General features: G+C 64.9%; 23 protein-coding genes and 1 pseudogene. 13 read left to right on the forward strand and 11 right to left on the reverse strand.

Translation table 11 applies throughout. From position 1 onward, the window contains the following. Positions 1–4: 4 nt before the first annotated feature. Complete coding sequence (locus E4K64_RS22720) at positions 5–1,297, reverse strand: adenylosuccinate synthase (RefSeq protein WP_126258850.1); 1,293 nt, start codon at positions 1,295–1,297, stop codon at positions 5–7. Between the two features lie 366 nt (positions 1,298–1,663). Between E4K64_RS22720 and E4K64_RS22725 the strand changes: the two genes are divergently transcribed. Beyond that, positions 1,664–2,596 (forward strand): DMT family transporter, encoded by a 933-nt coding sequence (locus E4K64_RS22725; RefSeq protein WP_135165513.1) that lies wholly within the window; start codon positions 1,664–1,666, stop codon positions 2,594–2,596. Between the two features lie 56 nt (positions 2,597–2,652). Here E4K64_RS22725 and E4K64_RS22730 read toward each other — a convergent pair whose 3' ends face one another. Continuing rightward, a complete protein-coding gene (locus E4K64_RS22730) occupies positions 2,653–3,042 on the reverse strand; it encodes a DUF1330 domain-containing protein (protein ID WP_209311982.1) in 390 nt (129 codons plus the stop codon). Between the two features lie 105 nt (positions 3,043–3,147). Here E4K64_RS22730 and E4K64_RS22735 point away from each other — a divergent pair, with 105 nt between their 5' ends. Together E4K64_RS22735 and E4K64_RS22740 are read left to right on the forward strand one after the other, a co-directional pair. Further along, positions 3,148–4,083, forward strand: coding sequence for a DMT family transporter (locus E4K64_RS22735; RefSeq protein ID WP_167772201.1), 936 nt, complete (start codon positions 3,148–3,150; stop codon positions 4,081–4,083). Positions 4,084–4,288: 205 nt separating this feature from the next. Further along, a complete protein-coding gene (locus E4K64_RS22740; RefSeq protein ID WP_135165516.1) occupies positions 4,289–5,266 on the forward strand; it encodes a Bug family tripartite tricarboxylate transporter substrate binding protein in 978 nt (325 codons plus the stop codon). Between the two features lie 125 nt (positions 5,267–5,391). Here the strand turns inward: E4K64_RS22740 and E4K64_RS22745 are convergent, their stop codons facing one another. After that, a complete protein-coding gene (locus tag E4K64_RS22745) occupies positions 5,392–7,077 on the reverse strand; it encodes a methyl-accepting chemotaxis protein (protein WP_135165517.1) in 1,686 nt (561 codons plus the stop codon). A gap of 249 nt (positions 7,078–7,326) precedes the next feature. On the opposite strand from E4K64_RS22745, the gene E4K64_RS22750 reads away from it, so the two are divergent. The 4 genes from E4K64_RS22750 to E4K64_RS22765 all read left to right on the forward strand — a co-directional run bounded on the left by E4K64_RS22750 (position 7,327) and on the right by E4K64_RS22765 (position 11,800). Then, entirely contained in the window at positions 7,327–8,370 is a 1,044-nt protein-coding gene (locus E4K64_RS22750) for a C-terminal binding protein (RefSeq protein WP_167772202.1), read from the forward strand. A gap of 86 nt (positions 8,371–8,456) precedes the next feature. Continuing rightward, positions 8,457–9,797 (forward strand): ABC transporter substrate-binding protein, encoded by a 1,341-nt coding sequence (locus tag E4K64_RS22755; protein WP_135165519.1) that lies wholly within the window; start codon positions 8,457–8,459, stop codon positions 9,795–9,797. Positions 9,798–9,951: 154 nt separating this feature from the next. Further along, the gene (locus tag E4K64_RS22760) at positions 9,952–10,908 is read left to right on the forward strand and encodes a carbohydrate ABC transporter permease (protein ID WP_135165520.1); all 957 of its coding nucleotides are present in this window, start codon (positions 9,952–9,954) and stop codon (positions 10,906–10,908) included. Continuing rightward, positions 10,901–11,800, forward strand: coding sequence for a carbohydrate ABC transporter permease (locus tag E4K64_RS22765; protein ID WP_135165521.1), 900 nt, complete (start codon positions 10,901–10,903; stop codon positions 11,798–11,800). The genes E4K64_RS22760 and E4K64_RS22765 overlap by 8 nt, the downstream gene beginning before the upstream one ends. Here the strand turns inward: E4K64_RS22765 and E4K64_RS22770 are convergent, their stop codons facing one another. Then, a complete protein-coding gene (locus E4K64_RS22770) occupies positions 11,801–12,694 on the reverse strand; it encodes a LysR family transcriptional regulator (RefSeq protein WP_135165522.1) in 894 nt (297 codons plus the stop codon). A gap of 359 nt (positions 12,695–13,053) precedes the next feature. Here E4K64_RS22770 and E4K64_RS22775 point away from each other — a divergent pair, with 359 nt between their 5' ends. Together E4K64_RS22775 and E4K64_RS22780 are read left to right on the forward strand one after the other, a co-directional pair. After that, positions 13,054–14,058 carry an alpha/beta fold hydrolase gene (locus tag E4K64_RS22775; RefSeq protein ID WP_135165629.1) on the forward strand — a complete coding sequence of 335 codons (1,005 nt, stop codon included), beginning with the start codon at positions 13,054–13,056 and terminating at the stop codon, positions 14,056–14,058. Positions 14,059–14,207: 149 nt separating this feature from the next. Then, positions 14,208–15,551, forward strand: a pseudogene (locus E4K64_RS22780) (esterase-like activity of phytase family protein). A gap of 235 nt (positions 15,552–15,786) precedes the next feature. On the opposite strand, the gene E4K64_RS22785 reads toward E4K64_RS22780, so the two are convergent. The 6 genes from E4K64_RS22785 to E4K64_RS22810 form a co-directional block, all read right to left on the reverse strand. Next, complete coding sequence (locus tag E4K64_RS22785; protein WP_135165523.1) at positions 15,787–16,617, reverse strand: TonB family protein; 831 nt, start codon at positions 16,615–16,617, stop codon at positions 15,787–15,789. Further along, entirely contained in the window at positions 16,617–17,063 is a 447-nt protein-coding gene (exbD, locus tag E4K64_RS22790) for a TonB system transport protein ExbD (RefSeq protein ID WP_126258838.1), read from the reverse strand. Before exbD ends, E4K64_RS22785 begins: the two co-directional genes overlap by 1 nt. A 4-nt stretch (positions 17,064–17,067) precedes the next feature. Beyond that, positions 17,068–17,844, reverse strand: coding sequence for a tonB-system energizer ExbB (exbB, locus tag E4K64_RS22795; protein WP_135165524.1), 777 nt, complete (start codon positions 17,842–17,844; stop codon positions 17,068–17,070). A 27-nt stretch (positions 17,845–17,871) separates the two neighbouring features. After that, positions 17,872–18,381: a heme utilization cystosolic carrier protein HutX gene (gene hutX / locus E4K64_RS22800; protein ID WP_135165525.1), complete on the reverse strand. Its 510-nt coding sequence runs from the start codon at positions 18,379–18,381 to the stop codon at positions 17,872–17,874. Between the two features lie 27 nt (positions 18,382–18,408). After that, positions 18,409–18,741: a heme-degrading protein HmuQ gene (gene hmuQ / locus E4K64_RS22805; protein WP_027573166.1), complete on the reverse strand. Its 333-nt coding sequence runs from the start codon at positions 18,739–18,741 to the stop codon at positions 18,409–18,411. Between the two features lie 100 nt (positions 18,742–18,841). Beyond that, the gene (locus E4K64_RS22810; RefSeq protein ID WP_209311983.1) at positions 18,842–21,187 is read right to left on the reverse strand and encodes a TonB-dependent hemoglobin/transferrin/lactoferrin family receptor; all 2,346 of its coding nucleotides are present in this window, start codon (positions 21,185–21,187) and stop codon (positions 18,842–18,844) included. 268 nt (positions 21,188–21,455) lie between these two features. Between E4K64_RS22810 and E4K64_RS41225 the strand changes: the two genes are divergently transcribed. From E4K64_RS41225 to E4K64_RS22830, 4 genes are read left to right on the forward strand one after another with little or no spacing between them, the layout of a single operon-like run. Further along, on the forward strand, positions 21,456–21,662 hold the full coding sequence (locus tag E4K64_RS41225) for a hemin uptake protein HemP (protein ID WP_164718750.1): 207 nt from the start codon (positions 21,456–21,458) through the stop codon (positions 21,660–21,662). A gap of 6 nt (positions 21,663–21,668) precedes the next feature. Continuing rightward, entirely contained in the window at positions 21,669–22,622 is a 954-nt protein-coding gene (locus E4K64_RS22820) for a heme/hemin ABC transporter substrate-binding protein (RefSeq protein ID WP_135165527.1), read from the forward strand. Continuing rightward, complete coding sequence (locus E4K64_RS22825) at positions 22,619–23,710, forward strand: FecCD family ABC transporter permease (RefSeq protein WP_135165528.1); 1,092 nt, start codon at positions 22,619–22,621, stop codon at positions 23,708–23,710. Before E4K64_RS22820 ends, E4K64_RS22825 begins: the two co-directional genes overlap by 4 nt. Then, positions 23,707–24,510, forward strand: coding sequence for a heme ABC transporter ATP-binding protein (locus E4K64_RS22830; protein ID WP_135165529.1), 804 nt, complete (start codon positions 23,707–23,709; stop codon positions 24,508–24,510). Before E4K64_RS22825 ends, E4K64_RS22830 begins: the two co-directional genes overlap by 4 nt. Before the next feature lie 139 nt (positions 24,511–24,649). On the opposite strand, the gene E4K64_RS22835 is transcribed toward E4K64_RS22830, so the two are convergent. Further along, a complete protein-coding gene (locus E4K64_RS22835; RefSeq protein WP_135165530.1) occupies positions 24,650–26,329 on the reverse strand; it encodes a mucoidy inhibitor MuiA family protein in 1,680 nt (559 codons plus the stop codon). Positions 26,330–26,376: the final 47 nt, after the last annotated feature.

The raw sequence follows: 26,376 nt of genomic DNA on the forward strand, positions 1-26,376 counted from the left end.
ATCGTTAAGCCTCAAACGGGTTTTGCACGAGGATAGTATCTTCGCGTTCGGGGCTGGTGGAAAGCAGTGCGACCGGGCACCCCACCAATTCCTCGATCCGCCTGACGTATTTGATGGCCTGGGCTGGCAGGTCGGCCCAGGACCGCGCACTCGCGGTCGGCTCCTTCCAGCCCTCGATGGTCTCATAGATCGGCTCGACCCGGGCCTGGGCGCCCTCGCCGGCCGGGAAATGGTCGATCTCCTTGCCGTCGAGCCTGTAGCCGGTGCAGACCTCGATGGTGTCGAAGCCGTCGAGGATGTCGAGCTTAGTCAGCGCGAGGCCGTTGATGCCGCAGGTCCGGACCGCCTGGCGGACCAGCACGGCGTCGAACCAGCCGCAGCGGCGCGGACGGCCGGTATTGGTGCCGAACTCGCGGCCACGCTCGCCGATCTTTCGGCCGGTCTCGTTGTCCTGCTCCGTCGGGAACGGGCCCTGGCCGACGCGGGTCGTATAGGCCTTGCACAGGCCGAGCACGTAGCCGACCGCGCCCGGCCCGACGCCGGCACCGGTCGCGGCCTGCGCCGCCACCGTGTTGGACGAGGTGACGTACGGGTAGGTGCCGTGGTCGACGTCGAGCAGCGCGCCTTGCGCGCCCTCGAACAGCATGCGCTTGCCTTCGCGGCGCTTGATGTCGAGCAGCCGCCACACCGTCTCGGCGTAGGGCAGCAGTTGCGGCGCCAGCGCGCTCAATTCCTTCAGGATCTGCTTGCCGTCAAACTCCGGCAGATTGAGGCCACGGCGGAGCGCATTGTGGTGGGCCAGCAGCCGGTCGATCTTGTGCGGGAGCGTGTCGAGGTCGGCGAGGTCCATCAGACGGATGGCGCGGCGGCCGACCTTGTCCTCATAGGCCGGGCCGATGCCGCGGCGGGTGGTGCCGATCGCGGTCGCCGCATTGGCGGATTCGCGGTGGGCGTCGAGCTCGCGGTGCAGCGGCAGGATCAGCGTGACGTTCTCGGCCACCCGCAGATTGTCCGGAGAGACCGCGACGCCTTGCGAGCGCAGCTTGGTGACCTCGTCGAGGAAGGCGGCGGGGTCGAACACCACGCCATTGCCGATCACCGACAGCTTGCCCTCGCGCAGCACGCCCGAGGGCAAGAGCGCGAGCTTGTAGGTCTTGCCGTTGATGACCAGCGTGTGGCCGGCGTTATGGCCGCCCTGGAAGCGAACGACGATGTCCGCCTGCTCAGACAACCAGTCGACGATCTTGCCCTTCCCTTCGTCGCCCCACTGGGCGCCGACGACGACAACATTGGCCATTCGCGGGTAATCCTTCGAAGATTTTAGATGCGCCAGCCAAGCTGACGGCCGGGAGCCGCTCGCACGCAAGGCAGCCAACCGGATAAAGGAAGCAGCCGCTCTAGGCAAGCAAGAACGAGGCTTTTTCGGGGCTCAAGAGACACTTTAAGCCTTTGATATCCCCGGAAAATCCAGAAACCTTCCAGGGCTGCTCGGCAAGCTTCGACCAAAGCGTGAGACCGATCTCGGCCGCTGCATGGTCGCGATGCGTCCGCCCCCTGTTGATGCAGCCCCGATTTCCGTGTCTTTGGACAGGGCCGGGCGATCAGCCGGCCCGGATCCCGCCGGGCCGGAAGCCTCGGTGCAAGCGGGGCCATACCAATCACAATGTCCGCCACCGGTCAGAGCACGAGCGCGGAAAGATCCGGTCACAGCTGGATCGCCAACCAGCCTTACTTGCTGCTCAGCATCACCGCGCTGTGCTGGGCCGGCAACGCCATCGTGGGACGGCTCGCCGCCGGCCACATCCCGCCGGTCACGCTGTCGTTCCTGCGCTGGTTCTTCGCCTTCCTGCTGGTGCTGCCATTCGCCTGGAAGCATCTTGCCCAGGACTGGCCGGCGATCCGCGGCAAGCTCGGCCTGATGGTCACACTCTCGATCACCGGCATCGGCGCCTTCAACACCCTGCAATATTGGGCGCTGGAGCATACCCAGGCCCTCAACACGCTGCTGCTGCAGTCAGCCGCGCCGCTGGTCGTGGCGCTGTGGTCGCTGGCCATCCTCGGCATCCGCCTCACCGCGGCGCAGGCGTTCGGCGTGCTGCTGTCGATGTGCGGCGTGCTCACGATCCTGCTGCACGGCGATTTCACCACGCTGTCGAACATCGAGTTCAACAAGGGCGACCTCATCTTCATCGTCGCGCTGATCTTCTTCGCGCTCTACTCGGTGCTGACCCTGAAGCGGCCGCCGATGCACGGCCTGTCGTTCCTCGCCTTCACCTTCGGGGTGGGCGCGGCCTGCCTCGTTCCGCTGGAGATCTGGGAATTGTCCGCACGTCCGGTCATGAAACTCGACGGGCCGAACCTGCTGACGCTGTTCTACGTCGCGGTGTTCCCCTCGACGCTCGCCTATCTCTGCTTCAATCGCGGCGTGCGCCTGATCGGCGCCAACCGTGCCGCGCCGTTCTTCCACGTCGTGCCGGTGTTCGGCTCGATCATGGCGATGGTCTTCCTCGGCGAGCATCCGCAAGCGTTCCACTTCATCGGATTTGCGCTGGTGCTGTCGGGCGTGTTCGTGGCGTCACGGAAGCAGGCGAGCTAGTTCTTCCTTTTCCCCTTGTGGGATAGGGGAAGGCGCGTGCCGCGCGACGGACAGTCCTACTTCACCTTGAGCTTGCTGTAGGCTTCGCTCGTGGCAATGATCACGTGCTCGGCGCAGCCGCTGAGGCGGTGCGGATCGGCCTCGCGCTCGTAGGCCTCCGACGTCATCATGTCCAGGAAAGCCGCAACGGTCGGATAATAGACCAGCGCGACGAAATCCCAGCCGTTGCCGGCGTGCGGGCCGAGTGCGACAGCCTTGGCCTCGCCCGTCCAGAGCAAGGTGCCGCCGCGCGCCTTGATCATCGGCACCGTGATAGCGCTGTAGCGCAAATAAGCGTCCCAGCCGGATCCGTCGCCGTCGCGCGAGCGCGCGTGGAAACGCATCAGGTTCAGCATCACCACCGGCGCCTGCGGATCGAGCCGCTCCAGGCCCTCGATGTTCAACATATTAACCGCCAATGGCACCTCCCCGGATCATGGTTGCATTGTAGCATTGCGGCCCCGTGACTTGTGCCACGACGCCGATCCGGCGCAAGCTCGTATGCAACGCCAATGACGATCGCTTCGCCCGCGCCAAAGGCCTCCAATCCGGCCAGTTGGCTCAACAACCAGCCTTATCTGCTGCTCAGCCTGAGCTCGCTGTTCTGGGCCGGCAACATCGTGCTCGCGCGTCATGTCGGCGCGCATGTGCCGCCGCTGACGGTGACCACGATCCGCTGGTTCGGCGTGTTCCTGATCCTGCTGCCGTTCGCCTGGCCGCATCTGAAGCGGGACTGGCCTGCGTTGCGGAGCAGCCTGCCCTTGATGCTGTTCCTGTCGCTGGTCGGCTTTGCCTTCAACAACGCGATCTCGTACTGGGCGATGCAGTACACCGAGGCGCTGAACGCGCTGCTGATCCAGTCAGCGGGTCCGCTGTTCGTGGCGCTGTGGTCGCTGGTGCTGTTCGGCGTGCGGCTGACGGGTGCGCAATTCGCCGGCATCGCGATTTCGCTCGTTGGCGTACTGATCATCATCCTGCGCGGCGATCTCGCTGCGCTGGCCGGCATCAGCTTCAACAGGGGCGACATCATGTTCGCCTCGTCGCTGGTGGCGTTCGGGCTCTACTCCGCCTTCATCCCGCGCCGGCCAAAGATCCATCAGCTGTCCTTCCTGTCCTTCACCACCTGCTGCGGAGCGACGATGCTGCTGCCGACGGCGATCTGGGAGGCGGCAAGCGGCCGCGTCCTGCAATTCGACGGGATCACGCTGGCGACGCTGGGCTACATCCTGATCTTTCCGTCGACGCTGGCCTATCTGTTCTTCAACCGCGGCGTGGCGCTGATCGGGCCGAACCGCGCCGCGCCGTTCTTCCATCTGGTGCCGGTATTCGGCTCGGCGATGGCGATCCTGCTGCTCGGCGAAAAGCTGCAGCCGTTCCACCTGATCGGCTACGCCCTGGTGCTCGCCGGCGTCGTGATCGCCTCGCGCCAGGGTTCGGCCGGCAAGTAATTCCGTGTGACGGACGTGAGCGCTCTCACGTCCCGGGCAAGCGAAGCGCAGACCCGGGACCCAGCTCGCCGCAGCATGGGCCCCGGCTCTGCTGCGCATCACTTCGTGCTGCGCAGCGTCCGGGGCATGAGACAAACTCCCGTCTTCCGATTTCAACGTAGAGACGCTAGGTTCCCCGCCAACCAAAAAGAGGGAACGTCTCAAGATGATTTCAGGGCTGATTCGAAACTTGCGTGCCGTGGCCACGGCCGCATTGTGCTTCGCCGCCGCATCCTCGGCCCAGGCCGACAATTATCCGAGCCGCAACATCACGCTGGTGCTGCCGTTCGCGGCCGGCAGCGGCACGGACACCACGACACGGCTGATCTCGCAGCATCTGTCGCAGGCGCTCGGCGTCGGCATCGTGATCGAGAACAAGGCGGGCGCCAACGGCATGCTCGCCGCAACCTATGTCGCGAAGGCCGCCCCCGACGGCTACACGCTGCTGGTGACCACCAACACCACGCATTCCGCCAATCCCTATCTGCTCAAGAGCCTCACTTACGATCCGGTCAAGGACTTCACGCCGATCGCGCGCACCGGCGATTTGCCCTTCATGCTGGTGGTCCATCCGGAGGTGCCGGCCAAGACCGTCGCCGAGCTCGTCGCCTATGGCAAGGCCAATCCGGGCAAGCTGAGCTACGCCTCGGGATCGTCCTCGGCGATCGTCTCGGGTGCGACCTTTGCGCACAATGCCGGGCTCGACCTCCTGCACGTGCCCTACAAGAGCTCGCCGCCGGCGCTCAACGACGTCATGGGCGGGCGCGTCTCGATGATGTTCGTCGACATCCTGACCGGCCTGCCGCACGTCAACGGCAACGCGCTGCGCGCGCTCGCCGTCACCACCAAGGACCGCTCGCCGCTGGTGCCGCATCTGCCCTCGATGCAGGAGGCCGGCGTGCCGGACTTCGACATCTCGTCCTGGCAGGGCTATTTCGGCCCGGCCGGCCTGCCCAAGGAGATCGTGACGCGGCTGAACGCGGAAATCAGGAAGATCATCGAGAATCCGGAGATCAAGGCCAAGCTCGCCACGCTTGGCATGGACGCCTTCTCGGGCACGCCGGAAGAACTCGGGGCGTTCGTGAAGGATCAGCTCGTGCTGTGGGACAAGCTGATCACGAACGCGAAGATCGAGAAGCAGTAGGGTCCACGGCACGGCTCTCGTAGGGTGGGCAAAGCGTAGCGTGCCCACCAGTTCCCGCGACTAAAAAATGAGGTGGGCATGACGCTTCGCGTCTTTGCCCACCCTACGAATTCAGAGCAAGAAATTTACGCCGCGCGCACCTTGGCGAGGAAGCCGTCCACCGCGCTGCGCAGCGCGCCGGACTGGGTGTCCAGCTCGCGGGCATTGGTGAGCACGTCGCCTGCCGCCGTGCCGGTCGCTTCCGCGGCCGAGGTGACGCTGCCGATATGGGCGTTGATCTCGCTCGATCCGGCCGCGACCGACTGGATGTTGCGGGCGATCTCGCGGGTGGCCTCGCCCTGCTGCTCGATCGAAGCGGAAATGCCCGCGGTGATCTCGCTCATCTCCGCGATCGTCTGCGTGATGCCGCCGATCGCCGCCACCGCATCGCTGGTCGAGGTCTGCATCGCCGCAACCTGGGCCGAGATTTCCTCGGTGGCCTTGGCGGTCTGGTTGGCGAGCGCCTTGACCTCGGAGGCGACCACGGCGAAGCCGCGGCCGGACTCGCCGGCGCGTGCCGCCTCGATGGTGGCATTGAGCGCGAGCAGGTTGGTCTGCGCCGCGATCGAGTGAATGAGCTTGACCACCTCGCCGATCTTCTCGGCGCCGGTGGAGAGCTCCTGCACCGTAGCGTTGGTGCGCTCGGCGTCGCTGACGGCGCGGCTCGCAACCTCGGTCGAGCGCGTCACCTGGCGCGAGATCTCCGCAACCGAGCTCGACAGCTCTTCGGCGGCGGCCGCGACCGTGCCGACATTGCCGGAGGCCTTTTGCGAGGCGGCGCCGACCGTTGCCGCACGCGAGGAGGCGTCGCTGGCAGTCGCGGTCATCGACTGCGCCGTCGTCTGCATGCCGGCCGCAGCCGAGGAGACCGAGCGGACGATGCCGTTGACGCTGCGTTCGAAGTCGTTGGCGATCTCTTCCATCGCGCTGCGACGTTCCACAGCGGCGCGCTCCTGGGCATCGGCCTCGGTCTTCTCAAGGGCACGGATGCGAACCGCGTTGTCCTTGAAGATCTGCACGGTCGAGGCCATCGCGCCGACCTCGTCGCCGCGGCCTACGCCCGGAATGTCGCCCTCGAGCTTGCCGTCGGCGAGGTCCTTCATGCGGGCGCCGAGCAGTGCCAGCGGGCGGCTGATACCGCGACCGATCAGCCAGGCGACGCCGCCGGCAACGATGACGATGCCGAGCATTGCAATGCCGAGCATCCAGTAGACCGGCCCCATCTTGGCATCGATGTCGTCGAGATAGGCGCCGGTGCCGAGATACATGTCGAGACCGGGCACCGCGACCGCGTAACCGATCTTGCGGATCGGCTTCTCCTGACCGGGCTTCATATATTCATAATGCAGCAGGATCGACCCGTTGGCCTTGACGCCGTCCATCAGCTCGAGGGACAGCTTGCGGCCGTTGGTCATGACGTCCATGCGGTTCGCGCCGATCACCTTCGGATCGGGTGCGAGCTGGGTGATGCCGTCGTATGAGGTGCCGAACAGGTAGCCGGCGCCGTTGTCATAGGTCATCGCGTTGCCGTAGCGTCGAAGCTCGGCCATCGCCGCGTCCTTCGTCATCTCGCCGGCGTCGACACGCTTCTTGAGCGCGGCAGCGTAGTTGCGCGCCATCTCCACAATCGCCTTGGCTTGGTCGATGCGTGCGGTCACCATCTCCTGCTTCATCAGGTAGCCGGCGAGGACGCCGGAGATGCAAAGACCCAACAGCGTGACGCCAACGAGAATTCCGAGCTTCGGGGCGATCTTCAGATTGCTCAATTTCACGGGATGGCTCCGGCAATAAAGGATACGGGCACGCGACGAGATCGCTCGAAATCGAATCAAGCTTTAGGGGGAAGCCCTTAGCAAGTTACTTACGGAGCTCCGTAGAAGCCCGGACCGAACGTCGAAAACTGGCAACATACCTCACCATCAACAACCTGGAATTGTACGCGCAAGCTGCGATTTCGCGTAAAAGACGCAAAGGCTCGCCCGAAGGCGGGTCGCAACAAGAAACCAAATCGGGAGCAGGACATGCCGAAATACAGGGTGGTGACGCCGAAGGGTGCGAGCTTCACCGTCGCGGGCAGCGATTATTCCTACGAGCGCGAGGCGCTCGATCCGATCGATGCCGAGATCGTCGAGGCGCCCGCCGACGAAGCCGGGTTCATCGCTGCCGCGAAGAATGCCGACGCGATCTATGCCAAGGGCATCCCCATCACCAAGTCGATCATCGACAGCCTGCAGAGCTGCAAGGTCATCACGCTCGGCTCGGTCGGCGTCGACAGCGTCGACGTCAAGGCCGCCACCGCCCGTGGAATCCCGGTGACCAACATTCCCGACACCTTCATCGAGGAGGTCGCCGACCACGCCATGATGCTGCTGCTAGCCGGCTTCCGCCGCCTGGTCGAGCAGGACCGCATGGTGCGCGACGGCCGCTGGGCCGAAGGCCGGCCGGCGCTGCTCAAGATCCCGCGCCTGATGGGCCAGACGCTCGGCTTCGTCTCGTTCGGGCGCGTCGCGCGTGCAGTCGCGAAGCGCGCGGCGCCGTTCGGCCTGCGCATGATGGCCTACGATCCCTTCATCCAGGAAACGCTGATGTACGACCACGGCGTGATCCCCGCCACGTTGAACGAGGTGCTGTCGCAATCCGACTTCGTCTCGATGCATGCTCCGGCACGGCCCGAGGTGCATCACATGCTGACCGAGAAGCACTTCCGGCAGATGAAGAAAGGCTCGATCTTCATCAACACCGGGCGCGGCGCCACCGTGGACGAGGAAAGCCTGATCAAGGCGCTGCAGGAGGGCTGGATCGCGCACGCCGCGCTCGACGTGCTGGAGAAGGAACCGCCCTCGCACAACAATCCCCTGCTCGGCATGGAAAACGTGACCCTGACCGCCCACGTCGCCTCGGCCTCGGCACGGTTTGACGAGGCGCGCAAGCGCCGGGTGGGCTACGAATTGTCACTGGTGCTGCAGGGCATGTGGCCGGTAAGCTGTGTCAATCCGTCGGTGCTGCAGAACACCACGCTCCGTCGCTGGCAACCCGTCAGCATGGACCGGGGACCGAACAGCTAGGCGGGCGGCGTAGAACGCGCCGACAGCCGAAACGACCCTTCACCGGCGGTCAACGCCGGGAAGGGAAAACATATAGGGAGGTACTGATGAGGAGCGACATCACCCGTCGTGATGCCTTGGCGCTGGGCCTATCCGCTGCAACCTTCGCCGCCACCGGTGCTGCAGCGCAAACATCCACGATCAAGGCTGCCGACGTTCCGGCACCCAAGCGCGAGATCGAGAAGGGCGCATCCTTGCGCATGCTGCGCCCGGTGCGTTTCGTCCAGGCCGACGAGGATGTGTTCCGCGCCAATGCGGCGAAGTTCACCAAGGAAACCGGCGTCGAGGTCAAGGTCGACTTCGTCGGCTGGGAGGACATCAACCAGCAGACCGCGGTGACGTCGAATTCCGGCGCCGGCCCCGACATCATCATCGGCTTCTCCGATGCCCCCCACATCTACATCGACAAGCTGATCGAGCTGACCGACGTCGCCGACTACCTCGGCAAGCGCTATGGCGGCTGGCTGCCGCTGGCGCAGCGCTACGGCAAGAAGAACAAGAGCGACGCCTGGATTGGGTTACCATTCGGCGCCACCGCCGGGCCCCTGATCTACCGCAAGTCGATCCTGCAGTCGGTCGGCTTCGACAAGGTACCGGAGGATCATGCCGGAATCGTCGATCTTTGCCAGAAGCTGCACAAGGCCGGCAAGCCGGCCGGCTTCGCGCTCGGCAACGCCAAGGGCGACGGCAACGGCTTCGCAAACTGGGCGCTATGGTCGCACAACGGCGCCCTGCTCGACGAGGAAGGCAACGTCGTCATCAACAGCAAGGAGACCATTGCGGCGCTGAACTGGGTCAAGCAGCTCTACCCGACCTTCATCGCCGGCACGACGTCATGGAACGACGTCAGCAACAATCGGGCCTATTCCTCGCAGGAGATCTCGCTGACGGCCAATGGCGTTTCGCTGTACTTCTCGCTGAAGAACGATCCGGCGACCAAGGCGATCGCCGACGACAGCGAGCATCAGCTGCTGCCGAAGGGCGTGGCCAAGGTCTCCCCGATGGCAGGCCTGACGCTGAACGCGATGGTATTCAAGCACAGCCAGTACCCCAACGCGGCGAAGGCCTTCCTGCAATTCATGCTGGAGAACGATCAGTACGAGCCCTGGCTCAATGCCAATTCCGGCTATTGGTCGCAGCCGCTCGCCGCCTATGCCGACTCAGCCGTCTGGAAAGGCGACCCCAAGGTCTCGATCTTCAAGGACACGATGAAGAGCACATATTATGACGGCTACAAGGGCCCGATCTCCACGGCGACGGGTGCAGTCAGCGCCGACTACGTGCTGATTCAGATGTTCTCGGCGGTTGCGACCGGCGCGGCCACCCCGGAGGTCGCGGCCGCGGAAGCCGAACAGCGCTGCAAGCGGTACTTTCGGCGGCAGAAGTAGCGGCCGCATTGCGAGCGAAGCAAAGCAATCCAGTCCGTCGCCGCGGCTACAGCCCTGGATTGCTTCGTCGCTACAGCGCCAAATTGCTACGCATTTTGTCGCGAGCTCCTCGCAATGACGGTGGCGTGACTTACACAGACGGGATAACGACCTGATGTCCGTGACGACGCTTTCCTCCTCCGCCCTGACGCAGCGGCAGCCGAACTGGCTAGTCCGGCTGTTCGACTACAAGCCGTTCCTGATCGTGATGTGCCTTGCGCCCGCGATCGGGCTGCTCACGGTGTTCCTGACCTATCCGCTCGGCCTCGGTATCTGGCTCGCCTTCACCGACACCACGATCGGCCGACGCGGTGTCTATGTCGGCCTCGAAAACTTCCAGTATCTGCTCACCGATCCGCTGTGGTGGAATGCCGTGTTCTACAGCGTGGTCTATACGGGGATCGCGACGTTCGGGAAGTTCGCACTCGGCTTCTGGCTCGCGCTGCTGCTCAACAACCATTTTCCGTTCAAGAGCCTCTTGCGCGCGATCATCCTGCTGCCATGGATCGTGCCGACGGTGCTGTCGGCGCTGGCGTTCTGGTGGATCTACGATCCGCAATTCTCGATCATCTCCTACCTGCTCGTCGACGTGCTGCACTGGCGGTCGAGCAATATCGACTTCCTCGGCTCGCCCTGGCCGGCGCGCTTCTCGCTGATCGCCGCCAACATCTGGCGCGGCATTCCCTTCGTCGCGATCTCGCTGCTGGCGGGGCTGCAGACCATTTCGCCTTCGCTCTACGAGGCCGCGATGCTCGACGGGGCCAGCGCCTGGCAGCGCTTCCGCTACATCACCTTCCCGATGATGATGCCGATCCTCGCCATCGTCATGACCTTCTCCATCATCTTCACTTTCACCGACTTCCAGCTGGTCTACGCCATCACCCGCGGCGGGCCCGGCAACTCGACGCATCTGCTGGCGACGCTGGCCTTCCAGCGCGGCATCGCCGGCGGCGAGCTCGGCGAAGGTGCGGCGATCGCGGTGTCGATGATCCCGTTCCTGGTGTTCGCGACGCTGTTCTCCTATTTCGGCTTGGCGCGCCGCAAATGGCAGCAGGGAGAGGGCAATGACTGATACCGTCGCGCAAACCGGCGTCGCTAACGCCAAAGCCGCGCCCGACACCATGGCCTGGGATTCCGGCCTGCGGCGGCTGATGATGATCTATTTGCCGCTCGGCTGCTTCGTGCTGATCCTGCTGTTCCCGTTCTACTGGATGGCGATCACTTCGTTCAAGCCGAACGCGGAGCTGATGAACTACAAGGCGCACAATCCGTTCTGGATCTCCTCGCCGACGCTCGCCCACATCAAGCATCTTTTGTTCGACACAGCCTATCCGCGCTGGTTGAAGACGACGATGCTGGTCGCGATCGGCTCGACCACGCTGTCATTGATCGCATCGACGCTCGCCGCCTATGCCATCGAACGCCTGCGCTTCCGCGGCAGCCCCTATGTCGGGCTTGGGATCTATCTCGCTTATCTGGTGCCGCCGTCGATCCTGTTCATTCCGCTCGCCACCGTCGTGGTGCAATTCGGCCTGTTCGACAGTCCTCTTGCGCTGATCCTGGTCTATCCGACCTTCCTGGTGCCGTTCTGCACCTGGCTCCTGATCGGCTATTTCAAATCGATCCCCTACGAGCTCGAGGAATGCGCGCTGGTCGACGGCGCGACGCGGCTGCAGATCCTGCGCCGGATCACGCTGCCGCTCGCGGTGCCCGGGCTTATCTCGGCCGGCATCTTCTCCTTCACGCTGTCCTGGAACGAGTTCATCTATGCGCTCGCCTTCATCCAGAGCGGCGCCAACAAGACCGTGCCCGTCGCGATCCTGACCGAGCTCGTCACTGGCGACGTCTATCAGTGGGGCGCGCTGATGGCGGGATCGCTGCTCGGCTCGCTGCCGGTTGCGGTATTCTACTCGCTATTCGTGGATTACTACGTCTCGTCGCTGACCGGCGCGGTGAAGGAATAACTAGGCCAGCCGCGCCTTGAGGCGCGGCGTGGCCCAATCTAGAAAGGCGCGGAGCTTGAGCGGAGCGGGCTTTCGCTCCGCGTAGACGATATGCACGGGCCAGGGCGCCTGCTCGAATTCCTCCAGCATGAGGACGAGCTGGCCGGAACGTCGCGCAGCCTCCATCTTGTAGGACATCACGCGCGTGACGCCGGCACCTGCGACGGCAGCTTCGACCGCCGCTTCCGAGTCGCTCACCGTCAATCTCGACCGTATCGACACCGTGACTTCGTTGCCGTCCTTGACGAACTTCCAGCTCTTCTGCGCCGCATGGCTGTCGACGCCGATGCAATCGTGCGACGCGAGATCGGCGGGCTCGCTCGGGTGCCCCCGCTTCGCGAGGTATCCGGGACTGGCGCAGAGCACGAACCGGACCGAGCCGACCCGGGTCGCGATCAGGTTGCTGTCCGGCAGACTGCCGATTCGAATCGACACGTCGATATTCTCGTGGACGGTGTTGACGATGCGATCGGTAAGGACGAGCCGCAGCCCGATCTCGGGATAAGCTTCCCTGAACTCGAGCGCGATCGGCAGAAGGTGCATGTGGCCCAGTCCCCACGGCGCCGTGACCGCGAGATCCCCCCTCGGACTTCTGTACTCGCCGGAGACCTCCCTCTCGGCATCGTCCACCTGCTCGATGATCCGCTTGCAGGCCTCGATATAGGATCGTCCCGCATCGGTCAGCGTCATCTGGCGCGACGACCTCTGAAACAGCTGGGCGTTCAGCCGCGCCTCAAGCTCGGCAACCGTCCGGCTGACCGTTGCGACCGGCATTCTGAGGCGCCGGGAGGCTGCCGAGAAGCTTCCTGTTTCATTGACGGCGATGATCACCGACATCGCCTCCAGCCGGTCCATCAGACGCGTCTTTCCGTAACCTGAGAAGTTGCTTCTCGATCTTATGGACTGATCCCGCCGGTCGCAATCGGTTACCCGAAGCCCGCTGCGGACATTGGAATGGACGGCTGGAAGGTGCCTGGAAAACGATCATTCGACGAACGCCGGACATCATTCGGCTGCTCGCAATTCCGGCATTTCGGCCTCACGCGCGAAGACAGCGTGGATTCGGATCTGCCTTCGGCATCCTCCGGCGCACCAGCCATAAGCCGCCGAGCACAAGTCCACCGGCCGCTTTGACGACGTCATCGCAGAATGCTGCCCCGGGCCTGCGGGTACCGACGAATACAATCATCACCGATTTTGACTGGGAGATCGACATGAGTACCGAGAACATCACACGCCCATCAGCCGGCCTTGATCGCCGACACCTCGTCCTTGGCTTGACCGGAATTGCCGTTGCCGCGGCTGCGCCGGCTGCCGCGGCGAAGCCGCAACGCGATCACGCCGGAGCCGCGGGCTATCCAGTCACGTACCATCGGACCAGGACCGTCGACGGGATCAAGATCTTCTACAGGGAGGCAGGGCCGAAGGATGCACCCGTGGTGCTGCTGCTGCACGGCTTTCCGACGTCGTCGCACATGTTCCGCAACCTGATTCCGGCGCTGGCCGACCGGTACCACGTGATCGCTCCCGACTACCCGGGCTACGGACAGAGCGACATGCCGCCGCGCGCGACATTCAAGTATACGTTCGATCGCTTCGGCGAGCTCGTCGACGGATTGCTCGACCAGCTTGGCGTCAAGCGCTACGCGATGTACGTCATGGACTACGGCGCGCCCGTCGGCTGGCGGCTGGCGCTCAAACATCCCGAGCGCATCAGCGGCCTCATCGTTCAGAACGGCAACGCCTACGACGAAGGACTGAAGGAGTTCTGGAATCCGATCAAGCAATACTGGGCCGACGGGTCAGACACCAGCCGTCAGGCGCTGATGAAGCTGCTGACCCTGGAGACGACCAAATTCCAGTACACCGACGGCATGTCCGACGTGAGCCGCATCTCGCCCGACAACTGGGTCCATGACCAGGCGCTGCTGGACCGGCCCGGCAACAACGAAATCCAACTGGACATGTTCTACGACTACCGGACCAATCTGCCGCTATACCCGGCAGTGCAGGCCTACTTCCGCAAGCACAAGCCGCCGACGCTGATCGTGTGGGGCAAGAATGATTTCATCTTTCCGGCCGACGGCGCCCATCCTTACAAGCGCGACCTTCCCCAGGTGGAGTTTCATCTCATCAATTCCGGCCACTTCCTGCTCGAGGACAGGTTCGACGAGGTAACGCCCCTGATCCGCGATTTCCTCGCGCGCAAGATTGCCTGAAGCGCAACGAGATCGGATCAGGCGTCACCGAACCCAATTCCGATCTCCTCGCCGCCAAGCAATAACCGGGCCTGCGGCGTTTGGCCCGGCTTCACAAAACTGCAACGTGCCGTCCGCATAAGGCGTGCGTCCGCCAACAGGCGACGCACATGCGCGCGACTTTTCTCAGCACCGTCGCAACGATCGTTCTCACCGCGAGCGCAGAGCGAAGGTGAATTCCCGGCCAAGCTCGCCGGCCACGTGGTGATGCCGGCCGAGTCGTTCATCGACGCGCCGGCTGACGCCCCCGCCGATCTCAAGACCCCAGGCAAATATACCACCGGCAAGCGGGTCGACGCGCTTGGCACCGTGATGGGCAAGTCCTACGAGCGTCCCACCGGCGTGTCGCTGCCGTTCAAGGGCCAGCCGCTCCAGGGCATTCGGGCATCAAGACCATGCCCGACGGCAGCTTCTGGGTCATCACCGACAACGGCATGGGCGCGCGCGCCAACTCGCCGGACTCGATGCTGTATTTGAACCGTTACAAGATGGATTGGGCCAGCGGCAAGATCGAGCGACAGGAGACCATCTTCCTGCACGACCCCGACAAGAAGGTGCCCTTCCGCATCGTGCATGAGGATACCCAGAAGCGCTATCTCACCGGCTCCGATTTCGACACCGAAGGCTTCCAGATCGTCGGCGACACCTTCTGGATCGGCGACGAGTTCGGCCCCTATATCCTGAAGGCTGACAAGTCGGGCAAGATCCTCGGCGTGTTCGACACGGTTGCCGACGGCAAGCCGGTGCGCTCGCCGGACAATTGGGCCGTCGCGACGCCGGGTGCGCCGGGTGCGACCTACACCAACGTCAACCTCCGCCGCTCCAAGGGCTATGAGGGCTTCGCCTCGTCGAAAGACGGCAAATTCCTCTATGGCCTGCTCGAGGGACCGCTGTGGGATGCCGAGAAGAAGGACTGGGAAAAGGTCGACGGCAAGGAAGCCGCCCGCATTCTCGAATTCGACGTCGCCGCGGAGAAGTTCACCGGTCGCTCCTGGCAGTATGTGTTCGAGCAGAACGGCAACGCGATCGGCGACTTCAACATGATCGATCAGGCCTCCGGCCTCATCATCGAGCGCGACAACGGCGAAGGCACGGCCGACAAGGCCTGTCCGCAAGGCACCCGCGGCGAGAACTGCTTCCCAGATCTCGCCAAGTTCAAGCGCGTCTACAAGATCGAGCTCACCGACGCCAATGTCGGCAAGCCCGTGCGCAAGATCGGCTATATCGACCTTATGAAGATCAAGGATCCCGACAAGAAGGCGCGGAAGCCGCTCAACGATGGCGTTTACACCTTCCCGTTCTTCACCATCGAGAACGTCGATCGCGTCGACGACAGCCACATCATCGTCGGCAACGACAACAACCTGCCGTTCTCCTCCAGCCGCGATCCCAACAAGGCCGACGACAACGAGTTCGTGCTGCTCGAAGTCGCGGACTTCCTGAAGGCGAAGTAGGACGAGGTCTCTCCTCTCCCTCTCCCCACCTGCGGGGAGAGGGCTGGGCCTCATCCCCCGTCGTTGTGAGCGCAGCGAAGCAATCCAGAATCTTTCCGCGGAGACAGTCTGGATTGCTTCGCTGCGCTCGCAATGACGGGGACAGAACTTCAGTCCTACACTCTCAATGAGGTCGCGGAGACAACCCCTCGCACCCTTTACACGTCAGACCGTGAATGGGTGTGAGCGAGCATCCTCACCTCACCGTAAACTCCACCGGAATCGTAAAGCTCATGGCACCGTTCTTGATCTCGTCCGGCACCGGCGGAAACGGCGAGGCCTGGCGGACCATCGCCATGGCCTGGGTGTCGAAGGCAGCGACGCCGGATGAGCCGGCAAGGCGGCTGGACGTGACCTGCCCGCTGCGGCTAACGGTGAAGCTCAGCCTGGCGACGCCGCGCTGGCCGCCGCCGCCGGCAGGATAGGAGTGAAAGCGCATCAGGTGGGCGCGGACTCGTTGATTGTAGGATGCGATCACCGAGGCCAGCGCGCCGGCGCTCTGGGCCGACGCCATCGGCGCCTCACGCTCGGCGCGCGGCGGTGCGCTGGTGCGCGGCGCGGGCGTCGCCTCCGACGGCTTCCTGGCTTCGCGGCGAACCACCTTGGGCTTTGCGGGCGCGGGTTTTTCGAGCGGTACGATCTTCGCAGGCTCCGGCCTGGCCGGCGTCGGCTCCAACTTCTGCTCCGGCGGGGCCACGACATCAGGCTTGTCCTGCGGCGGCGTCGGCGCGATGGTCTCCTCGACGGTCTGCTGCTGCACTGGCTCCGGCGGCGATGCGTCGGCTTCCTGCATCACCGGCCCTGGTGCGACGTCATCCTGCGTCGATTGCGGCGCCGAGGTCAGCGGCGCCATATCGACCATGATCGCCGGCAGGCTGACGCCCTGCTCCGGTTGCGACCTCTGCCAATTCATCGCAAGCAGCACGGCAGCCACATGCAACATCACGATCGCGGCCGCCGAGAGGCTCCAGCGCGCCGTTTCACGCTCGCCGAGCGGCTCGTGCAGAGCAAAGGCGTTCGCGGCCATCAGCTGCGTCCGTCGAGGCCGACCAGCGCGACCTTGAGATAGCCGGCATTGCGCAAGGCGTTCATCACCTCCATCAGGTCGCCATAGGAGACGGCCTTGTCGGCGCGCAGATAGATGCGCTCGTCCTTGCGGCCTTTGGTGGCGGCATCGAGCGAGGTGCTGAGCGCCTCGCGGGCGACGACATCCTCGCCGACCGCGACGGACAGGTCCGGCTTGACGGTGACGAAGACCGGCTTGTCCGGTCGCGGCGCCGGCTCGGCCGCGGTGGCCGGCAGATCGACCCCGATGTCGACGGTGGCAAGCGGAGCGGCCACCATGAAGATGATGAGGAGCACCAGCATCACGTCGATGAACGGCGTGACGTTGATCTCATGGGTGACGTCGAGATCGTCAAGGTCGCCGCGCTTGCGCGGCGATCCGGAGTGCGTACCGAGCTTCGCGGCCATGGCTCTACTCCGCCGCCCGCGCCAATCGGAATTCCCTTTGGTCGCGTTGGCGGCTGACCAGCAGCATGAGCTGAGCCGAGGCGTCGCCGAGCAGGGCCCGATAATTGGCGACGCCGCGCACGAGATGATTGTAGATCACGACCGCCGGGATCGCCGCGACAAGGCCGAGCGCGGTGGCGAGCAGCGCCTCCGCGATGCCAGGCGCGACCACTGCGAGGCTGGTGGTGTGGCTCTCGGAAATCCCGATGAAGGAGTTCATGATGCCCCAGACCGTGCCGAACAGGCCGACGAAGGGCGCGATGGCACCGATGGTCGCGAGCACGCCGGTGCCGCGCGCGATCTGCCGCGACATCGCCGCCTCGACCCGTTCGAGCCGCAGCGCGACACGTTCCTGAAGGCCGTCGTCGAGCACGCCGCCGGAGAGTTCGGCCTCCCTGGCGCAGGACCGGATCAGCTGGGCGACGGCGTCGTTCGCGTCACCGGCACGCGCGGATGCCTCGGCCAGAGTCAGATTACCTTCGAGCGCGCGCGTCCGCTGCCGCGCGAGCGCGCCCTTGCGGCGCAGCTCGATAGTCTTGGCGAGCCACACCGTCCAGGTCACCAGCGAGGCGACGGCGAGCCCGACCATCACCGTCTTCACCACCACGTCGGCGCCGAGGAACATGCCCCACGGCGACAGGTTGCGCGGCAACAAGGCCTGGTCGATCGCGAGGGCCGGGGTCGGCGCGAGCGCCAGCGCGACGGTTAGGATCACGTGCCGAAGCCCAAAATTGCTCTGCATCCCGGTCTCCCGACAGGTTGAAGCGAACTAGAGCGCTGGTGCGATTCGGTCCGCAAGCTGGCGGAACCGCGCCAGTTGATCCGCCCGCAGCGCCCTTGTCTCGTCGCGGCCGACGAACACCTTGAACATGATGCCGCCGTCGGCGTTCACGAACGCGACGAAGGCCGAGGTCTTGCCCATGAAGGGTCGCTCGACGAAGGCAATTGCCGCGCAACGTTCGTGGCGGAGATGGCCGTGCAGGCCCTTCGGCTGCATCAGGTTGAAATAGCCGCGACCGATCTCGCCGGCAGGAATGGCGCCGGTGAATTCGAAGATCGCATCATCCGTGTGCACGATCAGCGTGACCTCGCCCCATTCCGCGATGTCGTGCATGACGGCGGCAAAGTGCTCGCCGCCACCGATGCGCACCATGGATGATGGCAGCGCCTCGACCACCGCGCGCGGGGTGACGTTGCGCTCACGCGCCACGTCCTCGATCACCGCGCCGGGATTGTCGGCCATATAGGCCCTGAGATCGGCGAGATCCGTGCTCAACATGTCCGGCTCCTCTGGTGCGCCACTGCCTCAGGCCGCCGCTGCCTTGCGCTCACTCTGGATTACCTCGAAGCCCTCGAACTTGGGGTGACCGAGATACAGGCTCTCGCCGGTCCTGTTGTCGGCACGGGCATGGGCGCGGCGGAACTCCTCGGAGCGCGTCCAGGCCTCGAACGCGGCCTTGTCGACCCAACTGGTGTGCGACGAATAGAGCGTGTGGTCCTCGGCTTCCGGTCCCTTCAACAGATGAAACTCGACGAAGCCCGGCATGCTGCCGAGATAGGATTCGCGCGTAGCCCAGACGGTCTCGAACGCGGTCTCCGCGCCCTTCTTCACCTGGAAACGATTCATAGCGATGAACATGAAAGTCTCTCCTTCTGATCAAAATGAAACGCACCGAAGCCGCGCTGGAGCATCAGCACGGCCCGGCGGAGATGTTTGTGCTATTGCGACGCGCCGTCCCTTACGCACCTCCAAAGTGGATCTTCATGCCGGCCTTGTAGACCCTGCCCGGTCCCGGGCTCGACCACAGCACGTCGTTCTGCGTGGTGCCGTCGGTCGAGCTGCCGGGAATGGCGTAAGGCCGGTAATACTGGTTCAGGAGATTGTCGATCGAGGCCGTGAACACGATGTCCCTGGTCGCATTGTAGGTCAGGTACAGGTTGACCAGTTCGTAGCCGGTTGCAGGCAGATAGCCGGCGGGAACGTCCTTGTTGGCCCCGAACGAGGCCCACTGCGCCGACAGGATCAGGGCGCGATCGAGCAGGCGGACACCGCCGGTCGTGACGACCTTGCGCGGGGTGATGGTTGCAAGCCCGATATTGGTGGCGACGTTCTTGCCCTGGATGTAGTGACCGGCGACGCCGATGAACCAATTACCGGCATCGTACATCGTCTCCGCCTCGAAGCCCTGGATACGGGCCTGCGCGATGTTCTGGTACTGGTAGTACTGGCTGGACGAGCCGAACCCCGTCGGCACCGGCGTCGAGGCGACGAGGTCGATGTAGTCGCTGACATCGTTGCGGAACAGATTGATCTTGCCACGGAACGAGTCATTGGCACTGAAGATGCTGTCGTATTTCAGGTTGAAGCCGACTTCCTTGTTCCTGCCGACCTCAGGACGCAGGTTCGCGTTGGGCAGGAAGCAGAACAGGCCGGTGGTGCCGCCTGGACAGGGGAAGAGAGCCGGCCCGCCGCCGGTCGCGTGCGCGCCCGAGATCACCGTCTCGGTGATCGACGGAGCGCGATAGCCTTCGGCATAGCTCACATAGGGCTGGAAGCCCGGGACCGGCGTGACGCCGAGGGTGATCTTCGGCGAGAAGCGGTCGCCGCCGGCATGCGTCTTGCCAGAATCGAGGTCATAGCGGTCATAGCGGATCGCGCTCACCGCCTCGAACCAGGTGCTGTAGTTCTGCTTCAGCTGAAGGAAACCGCCCGACACGGTGCGGATGCCGCTCGGCGTCGTGATGTTGGAATTGCCGCGGCTATCGGTCGTGATCACGTCATCCTGGAAGGCGTCGATACCCCAGGTGACGGCGTTGCGCCAATCGCCCACGTTGAAGCGCGTGGTGTTGTTGACGTCGATGCCGTAGGTATTGAGGACATAGCCGCGCTGGTCGCCGACGCAGCCCGAGACGTTGTTGCCGAACCCGCCGTTGCAATAGGCCGACGGCATCGTGCCGTAATGGTAGGTCTTGGTCTGGTCGTTATCGGTGCGATTGCCATAGACCGACATGTGCCAGTCGAACAGATTGTCGCTCGGGAGCGAATAATTCCAGGTCACGGTGCCGGTGTAGTTCTTGGTATCGGACGCATAGACCGATGAGCCGCGATTCAGGGCAATCAGCGCTGGGGTGGTGGTCGGACCGCGATTGAACTGACCGATATCGTATTGGTAATCCTGGAAGACAGCGCCCAACTTGACCTCGTGACCGAGCGCCGGCCGCACGGTGAGCTTCATCAGCCCGCTCTCGACCTGATTGCCGGTGTTGCCGATCTCAGTGCCGTTGCCGTCCTTGTAGTTGCCTTGCGTGCGGTAGACCGCGCCGCCGAAGATATCGACGTCGGGTGTGGCGCGGACGCCGCCGAACACCGAGCCGAGACCACGATTGTTGTTGGACCCGTAAGAACCGGAGAGATCGACGCCCCAGCGTTCGCCGGGACGCAGCACGTCATTGATGTCCTTGGTGCGGAACGAGACCAGGCCGCCGATCGCGCCGGAGCCGTAGATGTTGGCGGTCGGCCCGCGCACGACATCGACGCCGCCGATCAATTCAGGGTCGAGGAAGAAGGAGCCGTTGGCATTGTGGCCGGTGCGCTGGTAGTTCTGCCGGGCGCCATCGACGACGACAGCGACGCGGCCGAAATCCTGCAGGCCGCGGATGTTGATGACCGTTGCGGGATCGTCGCCGCGCTCCTGGAACGACACGCCGGGTACCGCATAGAAGATGCCCGACAGCCGGTTCGGCTGGATCCCCTGGATCTGGTCGAGCGAAATCGAGCTGACCGGCGCGAGCGCATCGATCGCGCGCTCCTTGGTCTTGGTTGCGGCGACCGTGATGGTGTCGAGCACCTGCACCGGCGCCGTGCTGCCGGCCTGGGCGCGAGCGTTCAGGATTTCAGGCGTTGGCTGCTGCGCGACTTGCGGCTTTGACGGCTTGCGTTTGGCCTGTTTCGGCCGTTCCGTAGACGCGTTTTCGGACAGCGGCGATGCAGTCTGCGCGAGACCGCTCTCCGTCATCACTGCCGCAAATGAAACCACCGACGCGCCCAAAATCAGGGCGCGCGAATACCTAGCCCCGTCAGCCATATCAGCCCCAGCCTGCACTTCACTTCAAAATTTGGAATCTTCTGGCTGGCTGGCGTGCGTTCGCAACGCGAACGGCTGGCTGGCTGACTTCTCAAGTCGCGCGGGCATGTTCCCCACCGCCATAATTGGTTACGTGGCAACACCCTGACGGTCAATGACATCAGGTTGCAGTTTATATCGATTGTAAATTGCAGCCGTTGGAATGCGCTCGGTGCCGCCTATACAAACAAGCAGCACTCCAAGGTTTCGAAGGCGCATCACACTTCACATGTCAGCAACGTCCGCAGACAACGACGGCGACGCGGCGGGGGCAGCAGGAAGCTCTTCTGCGACAACGAGAACCCTGACCATGCGAGGCGGCCAGATCGACAGCCGCGAGCTGTTCGCGGCCGCCCGCGAGATCATCATTGCGCATGGCGAAGACAGCTATCGGCTTCGGCTGACCTCGCAGAACAAGCTGATCCTGACGAAGTAATCTGCAATGGCATTTTGTCGCATCCTCGCCAACCTCCTGCTCTGCAGCGGAATCGCGCTCGCGCCGGCCGCGCACGCCGCGGGCATCACCGTGCATGACGCGCGCAATCGCGAGATCAATGTTGCAGACGTCGCGCGCACGGTCTCGATCGGCGGCGCCATCACCGAGATCCTCTATGCGCTCGGGCTCGAGAGCCGGCTGGTCGGCGTCGACACCACGAGCCTTTATCCGGCGGCAGCGCTGCAGGACAAACCCAATGTCGGCTACATGCGCCAGATCTCCGCCGAGGGCGTGCTGGGCCTCAATCCGACCCTGATCCTGGCGATCCAGGGCTCGGGTCCGCGCGAGACCATGGACATCCTGGAGACAGCGAAGGTGCCGTTGGTGCTGGTGCCCGACACTTTCTCCGAGGCCGGCCTGATCGAGAAGATCAAACTGGTCGGTCACGCCATGGGCGTCGACGCGCGCGCCGCGTGCCTGAGCGCCGCGGTCAGCGCCGATTTTGCGCAACTCCGCGCCCTGCGTGCCAAGGTGACCAGGCCGGTGCGCGTGATGTTCGTGATGTCGCTGCAGAACGGGAGAGCGCTGGTAGCCGGCCGCAAGACTGCGGCCGAGGAGATCATCCAGCTCGCCGGCGCCGCCAATGCCATCGACGATTTCGACGGCTACAAGATCATCGGCGACGAGGCGATCGCGGCGGCAAGACCTGACGTCGCGCTGTCGATCGAACGCGGCAAGGACCCGGTCCAGGCCGAGGCGATCTATGCCCATCCCGGGTTTGCGCTGACGCCGGTCGCGGCCAACAAGAGCTTCATCGCCATGGACGGGCTCTATTTGCTCGGCTTCGGACCCCGGACGGCGGCAGCGGCCCGCGATCTTTCCACAAGACTCTATCCAGCGTTGGCCGAACGGGGCGACGGATTCACGTCGGCGCTGTCGGCAGCGAATTGCCGGCAATGAGCGTGGCAGTCGAGACTGGAGCGCGCAGCCCGGAACGACACGCCGGCGCGAGGCGGCCGTCTACATCATTAGCGATCCTGCTCCTGATCGCGGTGCTCGCGGTCACCGCGATCGTCGCGCTGACGCTCGGCGCCGCCGGCATCCCCCTCTCCCGCCTGCCTGCCGCACTCGGACTGTCAGGCGAAAGCACGGCCATGACCGCCCGCGACCAGCTCGTGCTATGGTCGATCCGCGTCCCCCGGATCGCGGCGGCCGCGATGATCGGCGGCCTGCTCGCCGCGGCCGGCGCGATCATGCAAGGACTGTTTCGTAACCCGCTCGCCGATCCTGCGCTGGTCGGCGTCTCCAGTGGCGGCGCGCTCGCAGCCGCAAGCGCGATCGTCTTCACCGATTCGCGCTTCGGCGAGACGCTGCGCTTCCTCCAGGCCGAGCTGCTGCCGCTCGCTGCATTCGCGGGATCCTTGGCCACGACCGCAATCCTCTACGGCATCTCGAGCCGTTCGGGGCGCACCTCGATCGCGATTTTCCTGCTCGCCGGCGTCGCCATCACCGCCATCGCCAATGCCGGCATCGGGCTTCTGGTCTTCGTCGCCGACGACCGCCAGCTCCGCGACATCACGTTCTGGATGCTGGGCTCGATGAGCGGCGTGACCTGGACTAAAGCCGCCCTGCTCGCACCGGTCCTCGTCATCGGGCTCGGCGCCTGCACCTTCATCGCGCGCGGCCTCGATCTCCTGGTGCTCGGCGAGGCCGACGCCTTTCACGGCGGGGTCGATGTCGAGCGTCTGAAGCGGATCTCGATCGTCATGGTCTCCGCCATGACCGGCGTCGCCGTATCGATCAGCGGCGTCATCGGCTTCGTCGGCATCGTCGTGCCGCATCTGCTCCGCCTCGTCATCGGACCCGCGCATCGGCTGCTGCTGCCGGCCTCGGTGCTGCTCGGCGCGATCTTGATGGTCGGCGCCGACACCCTGGCGCGCACGATCGTTGCGCCGGCGGAGATGCCGATCGGCATCCTGACCGCGGCGGTCGGCGCGCCGGTCTTCCTCTTCATCCTGCTGCGGCAGCGCGGGCTCGCCTCGCTATGAGTGCCGTGATCGAGGCGCGATCCCTCAGCAAGCGCGCCGGCCGCGCGACGCTGCTCGATGGCGTCGGCCTGACGGTTGCGGCCGGCGAGATGGTCGCCGTCATCGGTCCGAACGGCGCAGGCAAATCGACCTTGCTGCGGCTGCTCTCCGGCGATCTCCGGCCGAGCGCAGGCGAGGTGCGCCTGAAGCAGCGCGACATCGGCAGCTTCACGCCGCGCGAGCTTGCCGCGCGCCGCGCGATGCTGTCCCAGCACATTAGCGTCTCGTTCCCCTTCACCGTCGAGGAGGTCGTGCTGATGGGCGCCGGCGGTCGCAGCGCGCGTGACGCGGGCCCGCTCGTCGATGCCGCCCTCGAGGAGGTCGGCCTTGCGCATTTCCGCGAACGGCAATTGCCGACCCTGTCAGGCGGCGAGCAGCAGCGCGCCCATTTTGCCCGTGTGCTGGTGCAGCTCGCCTGCGGCGAAGCCGAGCATGGCCCGGGACTTCTGCTGCTGGACGAGCCGACCTCGAGCCTCGATCTGCGTCACCAGATCGACCTCGTCGAAGCGGCGCGCCGCCGCGCCGGCAGCGGCACGGCGGTGATCGCGATCCTGCACGACCTCAACCTGGCCATCCGCTTTGCCGACCGGCTGATCGTGCTGGCTGGCGGCAAGCTTGCCGCGGACGGCTCGCGCGCAGACATCGTCACGCGCGAGATCATCCGTGACATTTTCGAGATCGAGGCCGTGGTTCATCGGGATGACGACGGCGTGCCGTACGTGCTGCCGCAGTCGATGCAGGCGGCGGCGCCTCCGCGCTGAAGGTGTCCTCCCTCCCCCGCTTGCGGGGGAGGGCTGGGGAGAGGGTGTCTCGACAACGAAGATTCCCCCAGAGGAAAGAACCCTCACCCCGCCCCTCTCCCGCAAGCGGGAGAGGGAGTGCACACCTCGTTCGTGGTGGCTACCCCGCCGGCACGATCACCATGCTCTTGTCCTTCGGCCAGCGGATGCGCCAGGCGAAGTTGATGTCGCGGACTTCGCCGGGCTTGGCGTCGAACGACCATTCCAGCACGCCGCGCTTGTCGCGGATGTTGCTCGCGGTCGGCTGCGTGGTCGACGGCACCATCTCGACGACGATGTCCTCGCTCTCGCTGACCGGCAACTGATCCTCGATGGCAACGCGAAGCGGGAAATCATGACCGTTGCGGATGGTGGTCTTGAACGAACGCTCGTCGGTCTTGGACGTCGTGACCAGCAGGCCGGCCGAACCTTCATTGCGCTTGAGCACGGCGCGCTCGATCCTGACCTTGTCGTCGGCGCCGAAGCCGAGCCGCACGATGTCGTCCTTGGCCGACGCCGAGATCTTGCCGCGACCGACAAAGACGCCGTCGCGATAGATCGCGACCTTGCCAGGCAGCAGGGTCGTGTCGTCGGTCTGCTTGAAGCTGGCTTCGAGGAAGGCGGTCGGGTCCAGCACGGGCGCGGCGCGGACGGCAAGTTCGGCGGGCACCGTCATGGCCGCGATGCGCATGCTCTTGGCTCCTTCCGCGGCGCCGAGGCTGACGCGGCCGGGAATCTTGAACGTCGCCTGGAAGCCACCGATCTCGGCCACCGCCTGCTGCTCGTCGGCGCGTTCGCGCGACTCGGACGCCTCCGCGATCTTGGCCATCGCCGGCGATTGGGCCTGGCGCGTCATGGGTGCAGGCCGCGCCAGGTCCGAGGCGGTGCCGAGCGCCAGCGGCTTGGGCGGCTGCGGATATTGCGCTACCAGCGAGCCGAGCTCCGGCGCACTGCCGCCACGCCCGATACGCACCGTGGAGACACCGAGCGCGACATTCGACCAGTCCTCGCCGGTCGACTGCGTGATCTCGGCGCGACGAACGAGTTCGAGCTGCGGCCTGCGATCCTTGGCGCCGGTGTCGAGCCGGGCGTCGTAGAGCGGCACCCAGCGTGCGTTGCGCACGGCGTAAGTCACCCGCAGCGTCGCCTTGGTCGCGGCGGCCGAGGCGACGTCGATTCGCACCTCCAGCTTGCTTGGCGGCTTGGCCGAGCGCTCGGCCTCGAGCTGCGCGATCTGGCGGTCGATCTCACGCTGCTTTCGCGTGGCGTCGCGGATCGTCGTGTCGGCGGTCGCGGTCTCCTCGGCGACCGCGGCAAAGGCCGCGCGCCATTCGGTGATCGGCCGGGCCTCGCCCTTGTCGCCGAGGCCTGCGGGCGAGGCTTCGGCAAAGCGCTGGGCAAAGCTGCGCCTTGCGTTCGCCGAGTCGATCGCCCCTTGCAGGTCGGCGCGCTGATCCCTCAGCGCTTCGATGCGCTTGTCGAGCTCGGACAGGTTGACGGGCGGCGTGGCCCGCGGCGGCCGGGCATCGATCGTGCCGATGGTGAGCTTGGCGCCCGCCTCGCCTTCGACGCGGAGGGAGGACGGATCGAGCGAGAGCGGAAAATCCCTGGCGACCAGGGTCGAGTCGCCGGAGGCGAGGTCCAGCGCGATGATGCGGGTGACGGTGGCGCCATCGGGATAGACCGTCACGGTGTCGATCGCCGAATTGGCGTCCAATTCGGCGGCCCATGACGGCACCGCGAGGGCCGTGGTCACCAGGACCAGGCTCGTGGTTGCCAGACATTTTGCGGTGATGCGCATGAAATTCCTCCCTGCCGATATCGACGCGCCACCAGCCGGACGCGCGA

Origin of the sequence: Bradyrhizobium frederickii, assembly GCF_004570865.1 — a bacterium.
GTDB lineage: Bacteria > Pseudomonadota > Alphaproteobacteria > Rhizobiales > Xanthobacteraceae > Bradyrhizobium > Bradyrhizobium frederickii.